The organism is Amycolatopsis sp. NPDC043885, assembly GCF_056435685.1.
In genome coordinates this window covers 1-21,605 of sequence record NZ_JBWKEA010000006.1, presented here as the reverse complement: position 1 = coordinate 21,605, position 21,605 = coordinate 1, and the positions used below count along the sequence as shown (strand labels likewise).

Sequence of the window (21,605 nt, the reverse complement as noted above, 5' to 3'; positions counted from 1 at the left end):
TGCTTGAAGGCGGAACTCTCGCACCGCGTGTCTTACGGCTTCAAGCACGCGAGATCCGGCTCCAATCACGCATCATCCGGCTAGCTCGACCGGGTCCGCCATGAGCGCAGGGCGAGGCGTCGCGTCGCGGGCTGTGCCGCCTCGGCCACCGGACTTCCGTACACCGCCTTCGCGACCGAGAGTTTCAAGTCCCGGGACCGCCGGACGACGTGCGGCGGGAACCCGTTACCGGTCGGCCGGTCCGGCGTCCCGCCTGTCTCGGCGTCGAACGGCGTCCAGCCCGAGCCGAGATCGATCAGGCTGCGGTGCTTGGTCGTGTAGTACCCGCGCGACACGCTCATCGCGAGGCCGGTCGCGCCTGCCGCCGCGGCGACGAGGTGCAGGTGGTACCGGCTGGAGATCCAGGTCTGCCCGGGCGCCAGCGGGAGGCTGTGGCGCCAGATGTCGCGGAACGGGTGGAATTCCGCGCCGGCGAGTTCGTGTTCCAGCAGTGCCGGAACGGCGCGGTCGACCCGGGGGATCCCTTCGACGACGGCGAGTTGCTCAGGGTGGACTTCCCACGCGCGCAGCAAGCCGAGTACCTGGGCGGCCAGCGCGGACGGCTCGAAGGCGCCGATGTCGGACTGGACGCACAGCACGAATTCGCGCGCCTGCGCGGTGGGTCTCGGCTCGGGCGGTTCCAGGAAGACGTCGTCGCACGTCCGGACGGCGCCGGTGAGCAGTTCCGCCGAGGGGTCGTCGCGGACGTCGACGACGTCGAAGCGGTCGGTGAGTGAGCGGAGGAGGTCGGTCGCCCCGGGCGGGAACGGTGTCAGGCCCTGCCCGGTCATGGCCGTACGGGCACCCGATCGGCGTGCGGCGGCCACGGCGCCCGCGATCAGCCCGATGTGCCGGGGCCACAACGCGTTGAGGTAGCCGCCGCCGATCAGGTGCACCACGTCGGTCCGGCCGAGGAGGTCGATGCCCGCGTCCCACCGCGGCGCGAGCCCGGGGTCGTCCACCGCCGACTGCACCCAGCGCGCGACCTCCCACGGATCGTCCGACGGCGCTTCACCGCACAGCCGCCACAGGGTGTCCGTGCAGCGGAGGCGCGGATGCAGATCGTTCAAGAGCAGTTGCGCGGGTCCCGGCGAATGGGTGTCCAGCCAGACGTCGGCCTCCGGCGCGGTCCGCGCCAGATGACGCAGCCACGTCGCGGCGATCAGTTCGTCGCCGTAGTTGGGAAAACCGCTCGGGCCGATCAGATAGTGACAAGCGCGGGAAGGCGGATCGTTCCGCCCACCCGCGCTTCCGTCGAGGGTCACTGGGCGACGGTGATCTGCGTGTCCAACGCCTTGTCGCCCTGCGCCTTTTCGTTGCCGGTCGCCTCGGTCTTGACGCGGTCCTCGGCCACGCCCGCTCCTTCGAGCGCGGCGGTGATCGCTTCGGCGCGCTTTTCGGAGAGCGCCTTGGACTTTTCCGCGTCGGGGTAACCCGCGTGGGTGGCGACCATGATCTTCACGTCGTTGCCCTGCATGGCCTTGGCGATCTCGCCGAGTGCCGCCTTGCTCTTTTCGGACAGTTCGGCGCTTTCCGTGGTGAAGGCGATCGGCGACTGCTGGAGTGCCTGCTGGATCGCCGCGGTCACCTTCTGCGCCGCCTCGCCGCCGGCCTGACCCGCGTCCGCTCCCGAAGAAGCCGGGGCCCCGTCGCCGGAGGACGGCGCAGCGGCCGCGCTTGAAGCGGTTCCATTCGCGCCAGATGTTCCAGCCGCACCGTTCTCGCCCTCGGAGCCGCACGCGGCGACCAGGCCGGCCACGATCACCACGCCCGATACCGTCCGGGCAATATTCCTGCGCATGAAGTTCGAACTCCCTTTGGCCGTGTCCGCATTGGTGACCCCAGGGATACGAACACGAAAGAGCTAAATGCGCCAATCGTGAACCGGTGGAGCGGCGGTAAGTCCACCCGAGTGAGCTACCTCCGGCGATCCGCGTTCGCGGTGGTCGAGTCCGATTTCCTTACCCGCAAAGGGTAAATGAGGTGAAGTTCACGCGACTCACCCAACCGTCCGGCTCAAGTTGCGATGGAGCGCGAAGGGACTTTGATGGGAGTTATGCGCCGGTAGTCGGCGTATTCACAATAGGTGAGGAGTTCTCATGGGTATCGACTTCGAAGGCATGAAGGACAAGGTGAGCGGGGAGCACGTCGACAAGGCCGCCGATTTCGCGAAATCCCGCTTCGGTGACCACTCCGACAAGATCGACTCGGCCGCCGACAAGGCGAAGGACTACCTCGGCGAGTCCGGCGGCGAGCAGCAGCCGGGCGAGGGGCAGCAGGATTCACCGCAGGGTCAGTAACCCGAGGACTTCCCGGAACGGCGCGTACCCGGACGTGACCGAGGTGTCGAGAACCCGGGAGCGGCGGTAGAAAGGGCTGAGGTCGAGCCCCACGCCGATCCCGCGGATCTCGACGGTGTTCTCCTCCCGCGGCACCGTTTCCCGCAGATGTTCGTCCAGGTAGTGCGGATCGTTCGCCAGGCTCGTCGCGCTGTCCATGGGGCTGCCGTCGGAGAGGACGAGCAGGATCCGGCGTGCCTCCGTTCGCGCGCGCATCCGGCCACAGGCCCAGGCCACGGCCTCGCCGTCGATCCCTTCCCGGAACAGATCGGCTTTCAGCAGTGCCGCGAGATCCGGGCGCGCCCGGCGCCATGGGGTTTCGGCGTCCTTGAACACGAGGTGCAGGCGTTCGTTGAGCCTGCCGGGATGGCGCGGCCGTCCCGCTCGTCTCCATTCCCGCCCGGGTCCGCCGCCGTTCCAGGCGCCGGTCGTGAAGCCGAGTACCTCGCAGGACGCGCCGGCGAGTTCGATCGAGCGCGCGAAGAGGTCAACCAGCGCCGTGACGGGTTCCGCGTGCGCGGTCATCGAGCCCGAGCAGTCGATCAGGAACGTGACGAGGGTGTCCGCCACCGGTTCGATCCGCTCGGTGCGGAAGATCCGGCGTTCGGTGGGCGAGCTGATCAGCTGCGCCAGGGTGCGGCCGTCGAGCCGGCCTTCCTCCTGGCCGCCGTCCCAGCCGTCGCGCGCGGGCTCGGCGAGCACCGCCTTGAGGTCGCGTGCCAGCCGTCCCGGCCCGACGCCCTGCCTGGCGACCCGCCGGTCGAGCCGTTCGCGGAGTTCGGCCAGCAGTCCGGGGCGCACCAGATCCGACGCACGCCGTTCGCGGTCGTACGCGGTGGTGAAAACCCGGTACGCCGCACCGGATTCGCCCAACGTCCGGCTGGTACCGGCGGTCGCGGAGGGAATCTGCTCGCCGAGGCTCGCGTCGAAGTCGATCACGAGGCTGAACCGCGGGTCGGTGGGATCACCATCGTCCTCGGCGTCCTGCTCGGTCCCGGCGAGCAGGACGCCGGTCGTCCGGGCGATCGCCAGCGCGTGTTCGGCGAACGCCTTCTGGTCCGTCCGGTGCCGCCGAAGCCCGGCGAGGTCGTGGCCGAGCGAAGGGGCCAGCGCGAACCTGGTCGCCTCGATGAGGTCTTCGGTCTCCTCGACCACAGGTTCGCCAGTGATCCGTGACCGGCAGATCTGCGCGACCGTGTACAGCAGCAGTCCGCGTGCGGTCTCGGTCAGGCCGGACCGGTGGAACTCCAGTGACCAGCGAAGATGGCGGAGGCGCAGGTTCCGCCGCATTCCCGGTAGGTCCGCGGGCGGGAGCGACTCGACGCGGAACTGTTCCAGCAGCTCGAAAATCCCGCGTTCGGCCGGGTCTCGCGGGCACAGGCTCCGGTGCAGGGCGGCGTCGGAGGACGTCAGGCGCAGCGCCATCCCGTCCGCGATGCCGCGGGACGACAGCGGATCGTCGTCGGCCGACGGACGAAGATGCGGTGCGTGCAGGGGGAGCGGTTCGCGTCCGCGGTGCAGCCGTCGTGCCCGGAAGTGGAGCGCCGGATCGCCGCTGAGCGCCCGGATCGCGGCCGCACACAACTCCTCGACCTGGTTGCGGCGCCGGGTTTCCGCCTGCCCCGTAGTCATGCCGAGAGCAGCTGGAGCTCGTCGTCGAAGCAGCGCTGGAAGTACTCCGCCACCAGGTCCCGCTCGGCTTCGTCGCATTTGTTCACGAAGGACAGCCGGAAGGCCGTCGCCGGATCACCGAAGATCTCGATGTTCTCCGCCCAGGTGATCACCGTACGCGGGGACATCAATGTGGACAGATCACCGGCCTGGAAACCCTTGCGGGTCAGGGCGGCCACCGCGACCAGCGACGCCGCCAGCGTCTCGGAGACGCTGGGAACCCTCGCCCGCACGATCGCGATCTCCTCGGCGGCGGGCAGGTAGTTCAGCGAGACCACGATGTTCCAGCGGTCGATCTGCGCGTGGTTCAGCCGCTGCGCGCCGTGGTAGAGCCCGTTGAGGTTGCCCAGTCCGACCGTGTTGGCGGTGGCGAACAGCCGGAACGACGGATGCGGCCGCAGGACCCGGTTCTGATCGGTGAGGGTGAACTTGCCGTCCCGTTCGAGGACCCGCTGGAGCACGAACATGACGTCCGGGCGGCCCGCGTCGTACTCGTCGAGCACCAGCGCGACCGGCCGCTGCAGCGCCCACGGGAGGATGCCCTCCTGGAACTCGGTGACCTGCTTGCCCTCGCGCAGCACGACGGCGTCGCGGCCGACGAGGTCGAGGCGGTTGAGGTGACCGTCCAGGTTGACGCGCACGCACGGCCAGTTGAGCCGTGCGGCGACCTGCTCGATATGGGTCGATTTCCCGGTGCCGTGCAGACCTTGCACCAGCACCCGGCGGTCGCGGGTGAAGCCGGCGAGCAGGGCCAGCGTCACGTCCGGGTTGAAGCGGTACGCCTCGTCGACCTCGGGGACGTGCTCGCCGCGCTCTCGGAACGCGCCGACGACGAGGTCCGAATCGATGCCGAAGACTTCGCGTACCGGGAGCCGAAGCTCGGGGATCATGAGAACTCCTTACGACGGAACACTTTCCGGTTCGGACGCGCCCTCGGCGTCGACCCGGCTGATCGCCTCGGCCGCGCGCTGGAGTGCGGGCAGCGTCTGTAGCGCCTTGTCCGGTGTCAGGCGCATGACGGGCGCCTGCACGGCGACGCAGAGGTTGGCGCGCCCGGGCACGAGGACCGCGACGCACACCAAGCCGGGCAGGAACTCCTCGTCGTCGAGCGCGAACCCGTCGCGGCGGATGCGGGTGAACTCGGCTTCGAGCGCGTCGAGGTCGGTGAGGGTCTTGTTCGTGTACCGCTTGAGCGGCGCGTGCGCGAGCAGCTTCCGCCGCTGCGACGGGCTCATCTGCGCGAGGATCATCTTGCCGCTGGCCGAACAGTGGATCGGCACGCGGGAGCCGGGCCGGAGGTAGAACCGCAGCGGCTCCGGCGTCTCCACCCGGTCGAGGTACACGATCTCGTTGCCCGACAACGTGGTCACGTTGCAGCTCTCGCCGAGTTCGTCGACGAGGTGGCGCAGGACGGCGTGCCGGGCGCCGTGGTGGGTCGCGTTGAGGAGCAGGTTCTCCGCGAGCCGTCGCAGCCGGTGGCCGGTGCCGTAGTGGCGGCCGTCGGCCTGGCGGACCAGCAGGCCCGCCCCTTCGAGTTGCTGCAGCATGCGGTGCAGAGTCGGTTTCGGCAGGCCGGTCTCCTCGACGAGGCCCTGCAGGGAGACCAGCTGGTCCTTGGCGGCGATCAGCTCGAGCAGGGAGAACAGCCGCATGGTCGGCGTGTCCCCGTTGATCGGATCGGGTTCGCGAAGCAGCTCCATGTTCCGGAAAGTAGCACAGTTCGTCTCGGTTTTCAGAATCCGACGTTGACGCTCGGCGATCCGCGTCCTATCGTCGGTCGTATCCTGATTTCAGGAACGCCACGTATCGTTTTTTGTAAATCTTGCCTGTCGAAGGAGCGCAACATGACGGAACGGAAGACGGGTGACGGCCGCGTGGTCGTCAGCGGCCGGAAGAAGATGACCCCGTCCGAGGCCTTCGTCGAGACGCTCGTGGCGAACGGCGTCACCGACATCTTCGGCATCATGGGGTCGGCGTTCATGGACGCGATGGACATCTTCGCGCCGGCGGGCATTCGGCTGGTACCGGTCGTGCACGAACAGGGCGCCGGGCACATGGCCGACGGCTACGCCAGGGTGAGCGGCAGGCACGGCGTCGTCATCGGGCAGAACGGCCCCGGCATCAGCAACTGCGTGACCGCGATCGCGGCCGCCTACTGGGCGCACAGCCCGGTCGTCATCGTGACGCCGGAGGCGGGCACTATGGGCACCGGCCTCGGCGGCTTCCAGGAGGCCAACCAGCTGCCGATGTTCCAGGAGTTCACGAAGTACCAGGGGCACGTCAACAACCCGAAGCGGATGGCCGAGTACACCGGCCGTTGCTTCGACCGGGCCCACTCGGAACTCGGCCCGACGCAGCTCAACATCCCGCGCGACTTCTTCTACGGCGAGATCGAGGCCGAGATCCCGGAGCCCGCCCGGCTCGACCGCGGCCCAGGCGGCGAGCGGAGCCTCGACGAGGCCGCGGCGCTGCTGGCGACGGCGGAGTTCCCGGTGATCATCTCCGGCGGCGGCGTCGTGATGGCCGACGGCGTCGAGGAGTGCAAGGCGCTGGCCGAACGCCTCGGCGCGCCCGTGGTGAACAGCTACCTGCACAACGACTCGTTCCCGGCGAGCCACCCGCAGTGGTGCGGACCGCTGGGGTACCAGGGTTCCAAGGCCGCGATGAAACTGATCTCGCAGGCGGACGTCGTGATCGCGCTCGGCTCGCGCCTCGGCCCGTTCGGCACGCTGCCGCAGCACGGCATGGACTACTGGCCCAAGGACGCGAAGATCATCCAGATCGACGCGGACCACAAGATGCTCGGCCTGGTCAAGAAGATCACCGTCGGCATCTGCGGCGACGCCAAGGACGCGGCGGTCGCGCTGACCAGGCGCCTGGCGGACCGTACACTGGCCTGTGACTCCACAAAGGACGCTCGCGCGGCGAAGATCAAGGCGGAGAAGGACGCGTGGGAGGCCGAGCTCGACGCTTGGACCCACGAGACCGACCCGTTCAGCCTCGACATGATCGCGGAGCAGGAGAGCGAGGAAGGCAACTGGCTGCACCCCCGGGAAGTGTTGCGGGAGCTGGAGAAGGCGATGCCGCCGCGGGTGATGGTGTCGACCGACATCGGCAACATCAACTCGGTCGCGAACAGCTACTTGCGCTTCGAGGAGCCGCGCAGTTTCTTCGCCCCGATGAGCTTCGGCAACTGCGGGTACGCGCTGCCGACCATCATCGGCGCCAAGGCCGCCGCGCCAGACCGGCCCGCGATCTCCTACGCCGGCGACGGTGCGTGGGGGATGAGCATGGGTGAGATCATGACCGCGGTCCGGCACGACATCCCGGTCACGGCGGTGGTGTTCCACAACCGGCAGTGGGGCGCGGAGAAGAAGAACCAGGTCGACTTCTACAACCGGCGGTTCGTCGCGGGCGAGCTGGAGAGCGAGAGCTTCGCGGGGATCGCCAAGGCGATGGGTGCGGAAGGCATCGTCGTCGAGAAACTCGACGAGGTGGGTCCCGCCCTGCAGCGCGCCGTCGACGCTCAGATGAACGAGGGCAAGACCACCGTCATCGAGATCATGTGCACCCGCGAGCTGGGCGACCCGTTCCGCCGGGACGCGCTGTCCAAGCCCGTGCGGTTCCTGGAGAAGTACAAGGACTACGTGTAGGTCTCGTTATTTGCGCGTGAAGGCCCCCTTCCTCTTGGCTCGGTCGAAGGTGAAGGGGGCCTTCACGCGCGTTCAGCTGGGAAAGCTGGAAGTGCCCATCGGGCGGCGAGGTGGTCGTCCGCACGCGACGGCGTGAAGGGGACTTTCCCCCAGTCCTCCCCTTCTGCTTGCGACCACGCCGTGAAGGCCTCCTTCCCTACCTTGAGAGTAGGGAAGGAGGCCTTCACGGACCGGCCACCCATGGCTGGGCAACTGGACCCATCGATCGTCGCCGCTCTGGTGCTGGGCCGGTGCCAGCCGGGTTGCGAAAGTCGAAGCACAGACTCGTGTCTCGAAGGAGGTCTCCGGTGGACGTCACCCAGCTGCGAGCGCAGGCTCGACGGCATCTCGGCCCGCACTTCACCCGCAAGGACACCTGGGCCTCGGATTTCCCGGTGTTCGTACGCGGCGAGGGAAGCTACCTGATCGACACCGAAGGACGCCGTCATCTCGACGGGCTCGCCGGGCTCTTCTGCGTCAACATGGGCCACGGGCGGGCGGACATCGCCAAGGCGGCCGCCGACCAGGTCGGCACCCTGGCCTACGCGAGCAACTGGGGTTCGGCGCACACCCCGGCGATCGAGGCGGCCACGCTGCTGGCCGAGCTCGCGCCCGGCGACCTCGGGACGACGTTCTTCGTCAACTCGGGCTCCGAGGCGGTCGAAACCGCGCTGAAGTTCGCCCGGCAGTATCACCGCAGCCAGGGGGAGCCCGAGCGAACGAAGATCATCAGCCGGGACATGGCGTACCACGGCACGACCATCGGCGCCCTCTCGGTGACCGGGCTGGCGAAGATCAAGGAGCCCTTCGGCCCGCTCATGCCGGGCGTCCGGCACGTGCCGAACACTTTGGGACTGCTGGGAGACTGCGGTCCGGCGTCCGAATTGGACTGTGTCACGGCGATCGAGCGGGTCATTCTGGAGGAAGGGCCGGAGACGATCGCGGCGCTGTTCGCCGAGCCGGTGCAGAACGGCCGCGGGGCGCTGGTGCCGCCGAAGGGGTACTGGCCCGCTTTGCGCGCCCTGTGCGACAAATACGGCGTCCTGCTTGTGTCCGACGAGGTCATCTGCTCGTTCGGCAGGCTGGGGCACTGGTTCGGGCACGGTGTCACCGGGGTCGTGCCGGACCTGATCACCTTCGCCAAGGGATCGACGTCGGGCTACGCGCCGCTCGGCGGGGTGATCGTGCGCGAGAAGCTGGTCACCGAGCTGTACGACTCCCCGAAGGGTGGCGTCTTCACCCACGGCGCCACGTGGGGCGGGCATCCGGTCGCCACCGCCGTCGCCGTCGCGAACCTCACCGCGATGCGGGACGAGCGGGTGCTCGACAACGTGCTCACCGAGGGGCCGGAGCTGTTCGCCGCGCTGAACTCGCTCAAGTCCGCGCACCGCTGCGTCAAGGACGTCCGCGGTACCGGGTTCTTCTACGCCATCGAGCTGATGGCCGACCGCGACAGCGGCCGGGAGCTGACCGAGGCGGAGTCGTTGAAGGTGCTTCGCGAGGTGCTCCCGGAGGCGTTCCGGCGCACGGGCGTCATCCTCCGCGGTGACGATCGCGGCGCGACGATGCTGATGATCTCGCCGCCGCTCGTCGCCGATCGCGAGGTGCTCACCGAGCTTCTCCACGGCGTCGACGCGATGCTCAACGATGTCGAGAAGGCCGTCCAGCCCTGATCCTCTGTTCACCCGGTGGGGGTCGCCGTTTCGCGGCGGCCCCCGCTTCGTCCGTGGAGGTACTTCGATGAGCCTGACCACCGAGGTCACGCCGGACGCCACGCTCGACGCATGGCGGGAGGCGTTGCGCGGCCGGGATCTCCGCGTCGCCTTGCCTGACGGTGACGACGAGCGCGCCGTCCGCGCCGCACTGACGTTGCGGGACGAGGGCATCGTGCGGCCACTGCTCTTCGGTGATGGGGCGCGCCTTCGCACGGCGGGGGCCACGGACGAGCTGATCGTGGACGTCGCGGACGCTCTTGCCGACGACCGGATCGAGGCCGCCCTGACTGAGGGATTCGCGCGTCGTCCGGAGAACCTCGACGCCGCCCGGCGCGATCCGGTTTTCGTGGCGGCCGCCGCCTTGCGGGCAGGCACTGTGGACGCCTGTGTCGCCGGGGCGACCCGGCCGACCGCCGACGTCCTGCGCGCGGGGTTGCGGGTCGTGGGCCTGGCGCCGGGAGTGTCCACTTTGAGCAGTTGCTTCCTGCTGCTGCTCCCGGACGGGCGGCGGCTGACCTTTTCGGACTGCGCTGTCGTGCCCGAGCCGGGGGCGGCGCAGCTGGCGGACATCGCGCTCGCCGCGGCGGCGACCCATCGCGGCCTGACGGGCGAAGACCCCGTGGTCGCGATGCTGTCGTTCAGCACGCAGGGGAGTGCCGCCCATCAGCGCGTCGACGTCGTCCGTGAGGCGACTTCGTTGGTGCGGCAGCGGGAACCCGGCCTTCCCGTGGACGGAGAATTGCAGTTCGACGCCGCGCTGGTGGCGTCGATCGCGGCGGCCAAGGCTCCCGGATCCGCGGTAGCCGGCCGCGCGAACGTCCTCGTCTTCCCCAATCTGGACGCGGGCAACATCGGCTACAAGATCGCCGAACGGCTCGGCGGCGCCGTCGCGCTCGGCCCGATCCTTCAAGGCCTCGCCGCGCCGCTCAACGATCTCTCCCGCGGCTGCTCGGCCTCCGACATCGAGACGCTCGCGCTCCTGAGCGCCGTCCAAGCTAGCCGAGCACGGCAAGGGTGACGTAGGCGATGGTGCCGACGAGCAACGTGGAGAGCAGGCCGAGCAGCAGCGCCCGGCCACCGGTGCGGACCAGGGTGCCGATCCGGACCGCGCAGCCGAGCCCGAAGAGCGCTCCCGCCAGCAGCAGCGTGCAGACCACCTTGGCGACGTCGAGTGCGACGCCCGGCAGGATCCCGGTGCTGCGCACCACCACCATCGCCAGGAAACCGAGGACGAACAGCGGGACCAGCGGCGTGCGCTTCCCGCCGGCGGACGGGCGGCGACGGCGTTCGTGCACGCTGACCGCGGCGACCATCGGCGCCAGCAGGACGACCCGGCTCAGCTTCACCACCACGGCGACCGCGACGGCGGCGGTCCCCGCCGGGGTGGCGGCCGCGACGACCTGCGCGACCTCGTGCACGCTCAACCCGGCCCAGCCGCCGAGCCGCAGCGCGTCCATGCCCAGCCAGCCGCCGAGGAGGGGGACCGCCGCGATCGCCAGGCCGCCGTAGAAGGTGACCAGCGCGACCGCGGTCGCGACGTCGGAGTCTTCACGCTCGACGACGCCTTCCATCGCAGCGATCGCCGACGCGCCACAGATGGAGAACCCGGTCGCGACCAGCATCGCGAGACCGCGCGGAACGCCGATCAGCCTGCCCAGCCCGAGCGTGCCGACGAACGTGAGGCCGACCGTCAGCACGACCGCGAGCAGGGTGCCAGGACCGAGGGAAAGCACCGAAGGGAGCGCGAGTTGCAAACCGAGAAGGACGACACCGGCGCGCAGGAGCTTCTTCGTCACCTTCGCGATGGCTTGCCTGGTGCCGTCCGAGAGCACCGGCAGCGAGCCGGCGAGCACCCCGAGCACGACCGCGAGCGTGAGGGCGCTGAGCACGGGAACGGCGGTGCTCAGCAGATACGCGACGGCCACACCGAGCGCGGTGACGGCGAGACCGATCAGATGCGGCTTCGTCCGCCGCGCATACGTGGTGCTCATGCTGACGAGCGTCGTCCGGAAAGCACGGTGCCGGTAGCCGGGAATACGGCGGGTAGATCATGCAGTTTGGCTATGACAGCACCGGAGCTGGATTCGTTGCGCCTGCTCGTCCTCGTCGGCGAACTGGGCAGCATCGGGCAGGCCGCCGCCGTCCTCGGACTCGCGCAGGCGTCGGCGAGCAAGCGGCTGTCCTTTGTGGAACGACGACTCGGTCTGGTGCTGATGGACCGGACCCGCCGCGGTTCCGCGCTCACCCCGGACGGTCGCGTGATCGCCGGCTGGGCGCGCCGCGTGCTCACCGAGCTCGACGGGCTGCTCGACGGCGCCGAGGCCCTGCGGACCCGGCACGAGGCAGAGCTCCGCGTCGCGGCGAGCATGACCTTGGCCGAACACCTGGTCCCGGGCTGGATCGGCGAGCTCAACCGCGCGAACCCCCGCCTCTACCTCGGCCTCGAGGTCACGAATTCGGAGCAGGTGGCCGTACTGGCCCGCGAGGGCAAGGTCGACCTCGGCTTCGTCGAGTCGCCCGGGGCGCTGCCCGGTCTCGCGTCGCGGAAAGTCGCTGGTGACCATCTCGTGGTGGTCGTCTCCGGCACCCATCCCTGGGCGCGCGAACGTCGTCGGCTGACCCCGGCGGAGCTGGCGAGTACGCCGCTCGTGGTGCGGGAACACGGCTCCGGAACCAGGGAGACCGTCGACACCGCCTTGCGCGAGGCCGGCGTGGGGCCGGTGAAACCGTTGCTGGAGCTGGGTTCCGCGTCCGCCGTCCGCAACGCCGTACTCGCGGGAGCGGGCCCCGCGGTGATCAGCGCACTGGACGTCGCCGGACACGATCTCGTGGTCGTCGCGGTGGAAGATGTCCACTTCGGTCGCGTCCTGCGCGCGGTCTGGCCCGCCGGACGGCGCCTCGACGGCCCGGCGGCGGAACTGCTGGCCTTGGCGACGCACAAGCCGTCCTGAGTGGTATCTGGACCCCTTTCCCACATCGTAACTGGCACTCGCTCAGGGCCCGACTTGTTCCTACGGTGACCGGAACCACAATGGAGCTCCCAGCGCCACCGCCCCGGCGGTGCGTGCGGGAAGGAGGAGACGTGACTTCAGCGTCCGACCCGGCACAGAGCAGCGGCCTGAAACCAGGGCTCAAGCAGCGACATATGAACTTGATCGCCCTCGGCGGCGTCATCGGGGCCGGGCTGTTCGTCGGCAGTGGCGTGGTCATCCAGTCGGCCGGTCCGGCCGCGGTGGTCTCGTTCCTCATCGCCGGCCTGATCACCGTGCTCATCATGCGGATGCTCGCGGAGATGACGATCGCCAAACCCGCGCTCGGCTCGTTCTACGTCTACGCGAGGGAAGCGCTCGGCAACCGCGCGGGTTTCGCCGTCGGCTGGATGTACTGGTACTTCTTCGTCATCGTCGTGGCGGTCGAAGCCGTCGCGGGCGGCCGGATCCTGCAGCTGTGGGTACCGGACGTGCCACTGTGGGTGCTCAGTCTCGGCCTGCTCCTGATCCTCACCGGCACCAACATGGTCTCGGCCCGGTCCTACGGCGAGTTCGAGTACTGGTTCTCCTCGATCAAGGTCGTCGCGATCGTCGTCTTCCTGGTCGTCGGTGCCCTGTACCTGTTCGGCTTCTGGCCGGGTGCCCAAGGTGGACTGACGAATCTGGTCTCTCACGGCGGATTCGCGCCACTCGGGATCGGCGCGGTACTCGCGGCGGTGGTCCCGTGCATCGGTTTCTACACCGGCGCGGAGATCGTCACCATCGCCGCCGCCGAGTCCGCGGAACCGAAGAAGGCGATCGCGAAGGCCATGCGGTCGATCATCTTCCGGGTCGTGCTGTTCTACGTGGGTTCGGTGTTCCTCGTCGTCGCGATCAAGTCCTGGGACGACCCGGCGACCGCGGTGAGTCCGTACGCGGCCGTGCTGGAGGTGCTCGGTATCCCGGCCGTGGCCACGATCATGAACGCGATCGTCCTGACCGCGGTGCTCTCCTGCCTGAACTCGGCGCTGTACACCTCGTCGCGGATGCTGTTCGCGCTCACCAGCAACGGCGACGCGCCGAAGGCCTTCACCGCGCTTTCCCGCAGCGGTGTGCCGCGGCGCGCGATCCTGGCCGGGACCGCGATCGGGTACGTGTCCGTCATCGCCGCCTACACCTCGCCGGATCTGATCTTCCAGTTCCTGGTCAACTCCTACGGTGCCGTCGCGCTGTTCGTGTACCTCTCGATCGCGCTCGCGCAGGTGCGGCTTCGCCGCAGGCTGGAACGGGAGGATCCGGACAAGCTCACGCTCAAGATGTGGTTGTTCCCGTGGCTGAGCTACGCCACCATCGCGCTGATGGCCGCGGTGATCCTGGCGATGGCGCTGCTGCCGTCGACGCGCTCGCAGTTCTGGCTCAGCGCGGTGACACTCGCGTTGATCCTCGTCGGATTCGAGATCCGGCGGCGGCGGGGGAGGCCGGTGGCCAAGGTGCCCTCCGGGCCCATCGATCCCGAACCCACGAGGGACGCGGCCCCGGCCGCCGTCCGGGAGTGACCCGGCGGGCACCGTGAAGCCCGGCCCGCCCGCGGGTTCTCCTGCGGGCGGGCCGTTTCCCCGTTCACCGGCTCACGGTGATCTCCCTTGTCACGCTTGAAAGTTTCTCGGGATTGCGGACGTGGTAGGCGCCGGTGACGTAGCCGTTTTCGACCCGTACCGCCAGCACGCCGTCGATCTCCCGCCTGCGCGAAACCCGGCCAGCGCACCTGCTCGATATTCAGATCCGGAACCAGCACCGGCGATCCGCTCGTGAACGCTTCCACGCCGGGTCCCTCGCCGACGGTGTACTGCGCTTCCGCGAGGTCGGCGGCCCCCTGTCCGCTGGCGCCCAAGACCTCCTCGGCGTGTGAACCACCCCGCAACGCCAGGATCGCCGCGTCCACCTGGCCCAAGGTCTCCACACAGGCGAGACAGACCGTCTGCGCCCAGCTGTCACGACGACCCGCCACCTCGGCGGCGGAGGCGATGGCCCGCCACAATGGTCTTCGACGCCGCCCATCCACTGCCGTGCTTCTTCTCCGCCTGGGCCACTCCGGGGCCGGCGCCCCGGAACAGTAACCTTACGAGAGGACGCCGGTGACGGCAGCTTCGTCCTCGCCTCGTGGGAACGGAGGTCGTGGAACGACGCGAGGACGGTGAGGATGACGGAGCCGCACTGAACGGCCGGCTTGCCCCCGGGACTTTCCGCCCTCACCAAGGGAAAGCCGGCCGCCCTGTGACGCGGTGGGACGCGTGCACACCACCGCCGTCAGGGAGTCTGCCGGCCTGGCAAGGGGCTACCCGCGTGCAAGGGGTCCAAACCGATGACCACGAGGGGGCCGCCGTTCTGGTCCTCACCTGCTCGGGTGGGCGCCGCCGTTGACTCCGAGAGTCTGTCCGGTGATGTGCCGAGCGCCCGCGGAAGCGAGGAAGTACACCGTTTCGGCGATGTCGACGGGAATCCCGGCACGGCCGGTGCAGGTCGCGTCGACCAGTTGCTCGGCCCGCTCGGCGGGGAGCTTGTCCCGGAAGAACTCGGTTTCCCGGATGTAGCCAGGCGCGACCACGTTCGTGGTGATCCCGCGGGCGCCGAGCCGGCGGGCCAGGTCGACGTTCCACGACGCCAGCCCGGCCTTGGCCGCGCCGTACGATCCGGCACCCTGGTCGGCGGCGATGGACCCGATGTGGATCACCGATCCGCCTTCGGACAGCCTGCTCTCCACGGCGGTGGTGGTCAGCACCGCGCTGATCAGGTTTGCGTCCAGATTGGCGCGCCACCGCGCGAGGACTCCGGCGAGCCCATCCCGCTCGGGGAGATCGAAGTCGGTGTTGCCGCCGGCGTTGTTGACCAGCACGTCGATCGGTCCGTCCAGCTCGGCCAGCGAGGCGACGACCTGCTCGGGATCGGTGCTGTCGCAGACGAGTGGCCGGACCGACGAGCCGCCCAGTTCGGCCGCCGCCGCGACCAGTACGTCCTCGCGCCGTCCGGTGATGTGCACGACGGCGTCCGATGCCGCGAATTTCGCCGCCACGGCCTTGCCGATGCCGGTGCCCCCACCGGTGACCAGGATTGTCCGAGTCATCTGACTTCCTTCGTGTTGGCCGATCCCTGTCACGTTTAGACCTAAATGATAGGCTGGGCGGCGTGTGGCGACAACCGTGGTGGAGGTCTGGATGAGTGCAGCGGCCGAACAGGATCCGACGCCGGACGCGGCGGACGAGATCGAGGCGGCGTGGCAGCGCGAACGGCCCGGAACGTCGACCGAGTCCATCGGCATCGTGACCCGGGTGTGGCAGCTGGCCAAGGTGTTCGGCGAGGACCGCCGCCGCGTCCTCTTCGACTCCGGCGTCGATTCGGCCACGTTGGACCTGCTCAGCGTGCTCCGGCGCAGCTCGCCGCCATACTCGTTGACGACCAGGGAACTGGCGAGGTCGACCCTGGTCACGGCGGGAGCGATCTCGCAGCGGGTGGCCCGCGCGGAACGCGACGGATTGGTCGAGCGGCACACCGAACCGCCCGGCCGCAGCGTGTACGTGACACTGACTCCGGCCGGGCACGCGCTGGTGGAGCAGACCGTCGACCGGGTGCTCGAGCGGGAACTCGAACTGATTTCCGGGCTGAGCGACGAGCAGCGGGCCCAACTCGCCTCACTGTTGCGGGTGCTGCTCGCCGAGGTTCAGAGCCGGTGCGACGATCACGGTGTTTCCCATGTCGGCGATGTCGGTACGGCCCTCTGAACCCTCCGGGGGATCGCTTGACACTGTTCACTGTGCTCGCTTTCACGGCCGCGGCGGCGGTCATCGTCATCGTTCCGGGGCCGGACCAAGCGCTCCTGCTCCAGACGAGTGCCGCCGCCGGACGTCCGGCGGCGGTGCGCACCGCCGCCGGGGTCCTGCTCGGCATCGTCTTGTGGGGTATCGCTTCGGTGGTGGGGCTATCGGCGTTGCCGGCCAACGGCAGTGTGGCTTTCCGGGTCGTCACGGTGATCGGCGCGGCCTACCTGATGTGGCTCGGGGTCATGGCTCTGCGTTCCGCGCTGTCGCCGCCTGTTCCCGCGCCGAACCGGGAAGGTCGCGGGAACACGGGTTTCTTCCTGCGCGGACTGCTCATGAATTGCCTGAATCCGAAGATCGGCCTGTTCTATCTGTCGATTCTTCCGCAGTTCCTCCCGGGTTCGGCGGCGTCGGCCCTCGGCGCCGAGCTCGTGCTCTTCGCCATCTATGTCACGGTGAGCGCCCTGTGGTTGTTCGGGTTCGCGTTCGCGGCCGGAAGTCTCCACCCGTTCCTGAACCGGCCGCCGGTCAAGAGATCGTTGGCTTCGGTCGTGGGCGTGATCTTGCTGGGACTCGGCGTCGTCGCCTTGGTGGGAGTGTGACGGTGTGGTCGTGCGACAGGATGAACCGGCTCTGTGACAGGAGATTCTCGTGCCGCGGCCAGGGTGAACGGCGGTGTCCGGTGCCGGGGCCACGCGTTCCAGCTTCGTCCAGCCGGTCCAGCCTCGCGTTCTCAGCAGCTCGATCAGGCGGCGGGCCGGCGGGGCGGTGTCGAAGGCCAGTGTGTCCATCAGATCGGCGAACGGTGGGGTGACCTCGGTGTCGCCGACATAGGCCTCGTCCCGCTCGTCGGCCATCCGCGTGATGTAGACGGCCAGCTTGTCGGCCAGCTCGACCAGTTCGGGATCGTTGCCTGCCCGGTCGAGAGCCTGTCCCAGGGTGAGATAGAAATCGATGAGCGGTGGGTCGGTGATCTGCTCCCTCTTGCGCGCCGCCCACTCCGGGACTCGCTCGGGTGAATGCGCGGCCAGCAGGATCCAGCCGTCCCGCTCGACCTGGACGATCCGCTCGTCGACACCGTGCGCCCGCAGCCGGTCGAGAATCTCGACCACCTCCGGGGGCAGCACCAGACCGTCCCCGGAGGCGAGCCGGGCGATCCGCTCGCGATGCCGCTGCCGCTGCCGGATCTCGGCGCGCAGCCGCTTGTCGATGTCGGTGACCGCCGCGGCGAATTCCCTCTCCCCGGCGTGGAGCAGTTCCCGCACCCGCGACAGCGGGACCCCTGCTTCGGCGAGAGTCCTGATCCTGATCAGCTCGACCACGGCACCGGCGTCGTACCTCCGGTAGCCGGAGTGGTCGCGCCCGGGCTCCGGCAGCAGGCCCTTGGCGTGATAGTGCCGCACCGCGCGCACCGTCACCCCCGCGTACGACGCCAGCTCGCCGATGGTCAGCATCTGTCCAGTGTCCTCGCCCCGCGTGCTGGTCAGAAGGTCGCCTCGCGGATCAACCGGGCGATGTCCCGGGCGTGGGTGACGACGAGCCGGTGGTCGGCGTCGAGCCACGACGTGGTGAGGTGTGGCCGTTCCCGGACGAGCCGTTCGACTCCGGCCCGCCAATTCTCGTTGCGCCGCCGCGCCTGATCGTCGTCGCTGTTCCCGGCCATCGAAGCCGACATGATCAGGTGGATCGGGCGGTCGATCTTCCGGTACCGGTCGAGGATGCCGGAGCGCACCGCTTCGATCTCGATGTTCAGATCGAGGAAGTCCTGAGGAGTCAGCAGCACCTGACGCTCGGTGCCCGCGACCCGCTCGAACTCGTGCCGCAGTCCCTCGGCCATCGCACGGAACCCCGGCAGGTCGGCCTCGGTGAGGAACGGTTCGGGTACCGGGTTCGCGCCGTCGATGAGGACGAGCCCGGACACGGCGTCCGGATGACCGGCGGCGTAGTGCACGGCCAGGTCCGCGCCGAGCGAATGCCCCACGAGCAGGGGCGCGTGGTCTTCCGACTCCGCCATGACGGCGCCGAAATCGCCGAGGAACGCCTCGAAGGTGTACCGGTCCGCGGACGAGGAGAGGCCATGACCCCTGAGGTCGAAGGTCATCACGTCGTGGTCGCGGCGCAGCAGCTCGATCAGCTCGCGCAGGTCGGCCTGAGTCGTGAGGAGCCCGGGACACAGGACCAGCGGCCGTCCCCGGCCGCCGCGGGAGACCTCGATCGCGACGCCGTCCCGGTGGACCGTGAAATAGCTGTCTTTCGTGCTCATGGCGGCCATGCTGACGGGTTGACCCAGCGTCAGGGTCAACCCGCCGGCGGCTTCAGCGCGGGTACAGCCGGATGATCGCCGACGGCGGCACCGCGCCGCCCAGGAGAAGCCCCTTCGATCGCGACCGTCCGTTGACCGGGTTTACGCCACTTCTTCGTGACCCGGTTGTCCTTCGTCGTGGAGATGAACCGGTCCTTGAACTTCTTCTTGCCGCCGTGCCCCCATATGCCCGTCCGCGTGCCCGGCTTTGTTCTTCCTGTACTTCAGTGGCCGGTGTGCGAAACGGTTTCGGGTGAGGTATCGCAGTCGGTACCGTACTGGCGACAGCGGTGTACCGAGAGTCGAGACAGTGCGAGGTGCGGTGTCCGTGGCGGGTGAACGGGTTCCGGAGGGTGTCGACATCCGGGTGCCCAGTGCGGCACGGGTCTACGACTGGCTGCTCGGCGGTAGCCACAATTTCGACGCCGACCGCGCTGTCGGGGAGAAGGTCATGGCGGTCCTGCCCTCTGGCCGTCAGGTCGCCGCGTCCAACCGGGCGTTCCTTCGCCGTGCCGTGCAGTACATGGTCGGACAGGGCATCACCCGGTTCCTCGACCTGGGCTCAGGGATCCCGGCGGTCGGGAACGTGCACGAAATCGCCCAGGACATGGATCCCGAATGTCAGGTGGTCTACGTCGACTACGACAAGGTCGCCGTCGCCCACAGCCGCCTCATCCTGGACGGCAACCCGAACGCCGCCGTTGTCGAAGAAGACCTCTGCGAGCCTCAGGCGGTCCTGAATTCGCCCGCGGTGCGGGCGTTGCTGGATTCCGATCAGCCGATCGGGCTGCTCATGGTGGCCGTGTTCCATTTCATCCCGGACAGCCTGCACCCCACCGAGATCGTCGCCCGTTACCGGGAGGCACTGCCGGCAGGCAGCCTGGTCGCGCTGTCGCATCTGACCGCCGACCACGCGCCCCGGGAAATGGCGGCGGTCACCGAGGCGATGAAGAACAGCAGGGATCCCATGTACTTCCGCCCCTACGCTGAGGTCGCCGCGCTCTTCGACGGACTGGAGCTGATCGATCCCGGTGTGGTGAGCGCGCCACAGTGGCATCCCGAACCCGGCCTCCGTGACATCGAACCGGACGACGTCTACGCCGGGGTCGGACGCAAGGTCTGAGGTCCTCGGCGTCCTGTTCGCGACGTGAACGGATTTCCCGGCTTGCCCATGCGCGTCATCCGGTGGCGTCACCGTCGGGGGACGAGTCGGTACGACGACAGCCTGCGCATACCGTGCAGAATCTCGGCGTGGCGGACCGGCTCGATCGTCCGGACAGTCCTCACGCGCTTGCCGCGGCAGCCACCCATCGAGAGAATGGCTACGCGTCCACCGGGAAGCTTTCGGTTTCGTCAGCCTCGTACTCCGCCCGGCCTCCGGGTGACGCCGCGGTCGACGCAGATGTCCCACAACGGGCCGGACTGACAGATCATGACGATGTCTTTCTTCTTCGAGATCTTCTTGTCGTAATGCGTGCACTTCGGACCTGAGGTCGTGTCCCGGTAGTAGGGATTCGCCGAAACCCGACCCGGCATACCGCGATTTGGACAAAGTTTCCCCTCTCTCGGAGCTTTGCGTGATTCGCTCGTCTATTCCGTTGGACGCGGGAATCGGCCTCTCCGGTGAAAAACCAAACTGGGGATTGCCGCGCGCAGGTCGACAGAACGCTGTCGACCTGTCGGTGTTCGTCCGACGATGGGCGGTGCCGGACGTGACCGGCCCGGTCGTGGATACCGCCGGGTGGCGACCGGGCTTGAGTCCGTTTGTCATGCTGCCGGTGTGGCAACCACGGAAACACAGCCTGTCCAGGCGCCCGCCGGCCGGGGGCGAGCACTGGTTCTGGTGTGTCTGGCCGGCGTGCTCTGGGGCACGATCGGTCCGGTCATCCCGGTCGTCCACGACGCTTCGGGCCTCTCACCACTGGCCATCGGCGGGTACCGCGCCTTCGTCGCGGTGGTCGTCCTGGTGATCGCCGCTGCCGTGATGCGGCGGTTGCGCGACTGCGTGCGGCTCGGTCGGCGGCATTGGCGGCGGGTGGCGGCGGTCGGGGTTTCGACGGCGATCTTCCAGCTGCTCTTCTTTGTGGCCGTCCTGTGGGCCGGCGTGAGCATCACCACCGTGGTGTGTCTCGGGTTCGCGCCGGTGCTGTTGCTGATCACCGGCAGCGTCCGGCGTCGCCGCCGGCCTTCCGCCGGCCAGTTCCTCACGGTCGCGGTCGCACTGGCCGGGCTTCTCCTGGTCAGTGTCGCCGGCAGCCCCGACGGCGAAGCGCCGTACCCGGTGCTAGGTGTGCTCACCGCACTCGCGTCCGGAGCCGCCTACGCCCTCTCCGCCGACGCGGCCGGGCCGTTGTCCCTACGGCTCGACACGCTGACCATGACCACGACGACGACCTGCGTCGCGGCGATGGTGCTCGTTCCCGCCGGACTGATCGTGCCGTTGGCGAGCGGCGGTGGGACGTGGACCGGCGACCTCGGGTCGTGGGCGCTGATCGGCTACCTCGGGGCCGTGACGATGGCGCTCGCCTACGCGCTGCTGTTCACCGGCCTGCGGACCACACCCAGCGGCGCGGCGGTGGTGGCGACCCTGCTCGAGCCGGTCACCGCTGTCGTGATCGCCGTCGTCTGGCTGGGTGAGCGGCTGACGGTGGCCGGTGTCGTGGGAATCGTGCTGATCATGACCGCGATCGGCAGCCTCGGACGTCAGTCGAAGGAACCGGCACCGCAGTGATCCGGCGCTACTGGGAAAATCGCCGGTCGTCCAGAGTGGACTCAGCGGCCGAATCGGTCGGCGAAACCAGCGGCCCCGGCGCCGATCCGCGGCCCGAGTTCGTCACGTCGACCGGTATCCGCCCCGGTGGTCGAAACGCTGTCGATCACTTCCTTTGGTGATGAAGAGCTGTCGTTCTATTTGATCCGTATGGCAAAGGTGGCGTGATCGAGTTCCCGTCATGAAGGTCGACGGAAGAAGGTTTGAAGAGGGTCGTGGGGGGGGGTTTTGGGTTGGAACCCAAAAGCGAACTCAGCCCCCCCATCTCAGGACCAGGCCCGTTTTTTGCTTCTCTC

19 protein-coding genes and 1 pseudogene are annotated in these 21,605 nt (G+C 68.8%); 10 read left to right on the top strand and 10 right to left on the bottom strand.

From position 1 onward, the window contains the following. Positions 1-80 precede the first annotated feature (80 nt). A complete protein-coding gene (locus AC069I_RS19565) occupies positions 81-1,304 on the bottom strand; it encodes a polysaccharide pyruvyl transferase family protein (protein ID WP_478224621.1) in 1,224 nt (407 codons plus the stop codon). Further along, the gene (locus tag AC069I_RS19560; RefSeq protein WP_478266135.1) at positions 1,301-1,807 is read right to left on the bottom strand and encodes an OmpA family protein; all 507 of its coding nucleotides are present in this window, start codon (positions 1,805-1,807) and stop codon (positions 1,301-1,303) included. Before AC069I_RS19560 ends, AC069I_RS19565 begins: the two co-directional genes overlap by 4 nt. Before the next feature lie 331 nt (positions 1,808-2,138). Here AC069I_RS19560 and AC069I_RS19555 point away from each other — a divergent pair, with 331 nt between their 5' ends. Next, the gene (locus AC069I_RS19555; RefSeq protein WP_125682836.1) at positions 2,139-2,339 is read left to right on the top strand and encodes an antitoxin; all 201 of its coding nucleotides are present in this window, start codon (positions 2,139-2,141) and stop codon (positions 2,337-2,339) included. Here the strand turns inward: AC069I_RS19555 and AC069I_RS19550 are convergent. Genes AC069I_RS19550 through AC069I_RS19540 form a run of 3 tightly spaced genes read right to left on the bottom strand, consistent with a single transcriptional unit; the run spans position 2,322 to position 5,749 of the window. Then, on the bottom strand, positions 2,322-4,010 hold the full coding sequence (locus AC069I_RS19550) for a cobaltochelatase CobT-related protein (RefSeq protein ID WP_478224619.1): 1,689 nt from the start codon (positions 4,008-4,010) through the stop codon (positions 2,322-2,324). The two genes, AC069I_RS19555 and AC069I_RS19550, sit on opposite strands and share 18 nt — an antisense overlap. After that, the gene (locus tag AC069I_RS19545; protein WP_478224618.1) at positions 4,007-4,939 is read right to left on the bottom strand and encodes an AAA family ATPase; all 933 of its coding nucleotides are present in this window, start codon (positions 4,937-4,939) and stop codon (positions 4,007-4,009) included. The genes AC069I_RS19550 and AC069I_RS19545 overlap by 4 nt, the downstream gene beginning before the upstream one ends. 9 nt (positions 4,940-4,948) lie before the next feature. Continuing rightward, the gene (locus tag AC069I_RS19540) at positions 4,949-5,749 is read right to left on the bottom strand and encodes an IclR family transcriptional regulator (RefSeq protein WP_340688425.1); all 801 of its coding nucleotides are present in this window, start codon (positions 5,747-5,749) and stop codon (positions 4,949-4,951) included. A gap of 144 nt (positions 5,750-5,893) precedes the next feature. On the opposite strand from AC069I_RS19540, the gene xsc reads away from it, so the two are divergent. The 3 genes from xsc to AC069I_RS19525 all read left to right on the top strand — a co-directional run bounded on the left by xsc (position 5,894) and on the right by AC069I_RS19525 (position 10,474). After that, positions 5,894-7,702: a sulfoacetaldehyde acetyltransferase gene (gene xsc, locus AC069I_RS19535; RefSeq protein WP_125795585.1), complete on the top strand. Its 1,809-nt coding sequence runs from the start codon at positions 5,894-5,896 to the stop codon at positions 7,700-7,702. Positions 7,703-8,049: 347 nt separating this feature from the next. Continuing rightward, entirely contained in the window at positions 8,050-9,414 is a 1,365-nt protein-coding gene (locus AC069I_RS19530) for an aspartate aminotransferase family protein (RefSeq protein ID WP_478224617.1), read from the top strand. Between the two features lie 67 nt (positions 9,415-9,481). Beyond that, positions 9,482-10,474 (top strand): phosphotransacetylase, encoded by a 993-nt coding sequence (locus AC069I_RS19525; protein WP_478266134.1) that lies wholly within the window; start codon positions 9,482-9,484, stop codon positions 10,472-10,474. On the opposite strand, the gene AC069I_RS19520 is transcribed toward AC069I_RS19525, so the two are convergent. Continuing rightward, positions 10,452-11,447: a YeiH family protein gene (locus tag AC069I_RS19520; RefSeq protein ID WP_478266133.1), complete on the bottom strand. Its 996-nt coding sequence runs from the start codon at positions 11,445-11,447 to the stop codon at positions 10,452-10,454. The genes AC069I_RS19525 and AC069I_RS19520 overlap by 23 nt on opposite strands. 72 nt (positions 11,448-11,519) lie before the next feature. On the opposite strand from AC069I_RS19520, the gene AC069I_RS19515 reads away from it, so the two are divergent. Together AC069I_RS19515 and AC069I_RS19510 are read left to right on the top strand one after the other, a co-directional pair. Then, positions 11,520-12,407, top strand: coding sequence for a LysR substrate-binding domain-containing protein (locus AC069I_RS19515; RefSeq protein ID WP_478266132.1), 888 nt, complete (start codon positions 11,520-11,522; stop codon positions 12,405-12,407). 194 nt (positions 12,408-12,601) lie between these two features. Continuing rightward, a complete protein-coding gene (locus AC069I_RS19510; RefSeq protein ID WP_478224894.1) occupies positions 12,602-13,981 on the top strand; it encodes an amino acid permease in 1,380 nt (459 codons plus the stop codon). 836 nt (positions 13,982-14,817) lie between these two features. Here AC069I_RS19510 and AC069I_RS19505 read toward each other — a convergent pair. Beyond that, a complete protein-coding gene (locus tag AC069I_RS19505; RefSeq protein WP_478224614.1) occupies positions 14,818-15,546 on the bottom strand; it encodes an SDR family NAD(P)-dependent oxidoreductase in 729 nt (242 codons plus the stop codon). 91 nt (positions 15,547-15,637) lie between these two features. Here AC069I_RS19505 and AC069I_RS19500 point away from each other — a divergent pair, with 91 nt between their 5' ends. Together AC069I_RS19500 and AC069I_RS19495 are read left to right on the top strand one after the other, a co-directional pair. Continuing rightward, the gene (locus AC069I_RS19500) at positions 15,638-16,201 is read left to right on the top strand and encodes a MarR family winged helix-turn-helix transcriptional regulator (RefSeq protein ID WP_478224613.1); all 564 of its coding nucleotides are present in this window, start codon (positions 15,638-15,640) and stop codon (positions 16,199-16,201) included. Continuing rightward, entirely contained in the window at positions 16,150-16,839 is a 690-nt protein-coding gene (locus AC069I_RS19495) for a LysE family translocator (protein WP_478266239.1), read from the top strand. Before AC069I_RS19500 ends, AC069I_RS19495 begins: the two co-directional genes overlap by 52 nt. A 657-nt stretch (positions 16,840-17,496) precedes the next feature. Here the strand turns inward: AC069I_RS19495 and AC069I_RS19490 are convergent. Next, positions 17,497-17,691: pseudogene (locus AC069I_RS19490) on the bottom strand (MerR family transcriptional regulator); the annotation flags it as partial. Between the two features lie 29 nt (positions 17,692-17,720). Next, positions 17,721-18,500, bottom strand: a complete 780-nt coding sequence (locus tag AC069I_RS19485; protein WP_478224612.1) for an alpha/beta fold hydrolase — start codon at positions 18,498-18,500, stop codon at positions 17,721-17,723. A gap of 367 nt (positions 18,501-18,867) precedes the next feature. Here AC069I_RS19485 and AC069I_RS19480 point away from each other — a divergent pair, with 367 nt between their 5' ends. Next, entirely contained in the window at positions 18,868-19,662 is a 795-nt protein-coding gene (locus tag AC069I_RS19480) for an SAM-dependent methyltransferase (RefSeq protein WP_478232097.1), read from the top strand. Positions 19,663-19,892: 230 nt separating this feature from the next. Here the strand turns inward: AC069I_RS19480 and AC069I_RS19475 are convergent, their stop codons facing one another. Then, positions 19,893-20,075, bottom strand: coding sequence for a hypothetical protein (locus tag AC069I_RS19475; RefSeq protein ID WP_478266131.1), 183 nt, complete (start codon positions 20,073-20,075; stop codon positions 19,893-19,895). 244 nt (positions 20,076-20,319) lie between these two features. Here AC069I_RS19475 and AC069I_RS19470 point away from each other — a divergent pair, with 244 nt between their 5' ends. Continuing rightward, the gene (locus AC069I_RS19470; RefSeq protein WP_478232098.1) at positions 20,320-21,270 is read left to right on the top strand and encodes a DMT family transporter; all 951 of its coding nucleotides are present in this window, start codon (positions 20,320-20,322) and stop codon (positions 21,268-21,270) included. Positions 21,271-21,605: the final 335 nt, after the last annotated feature.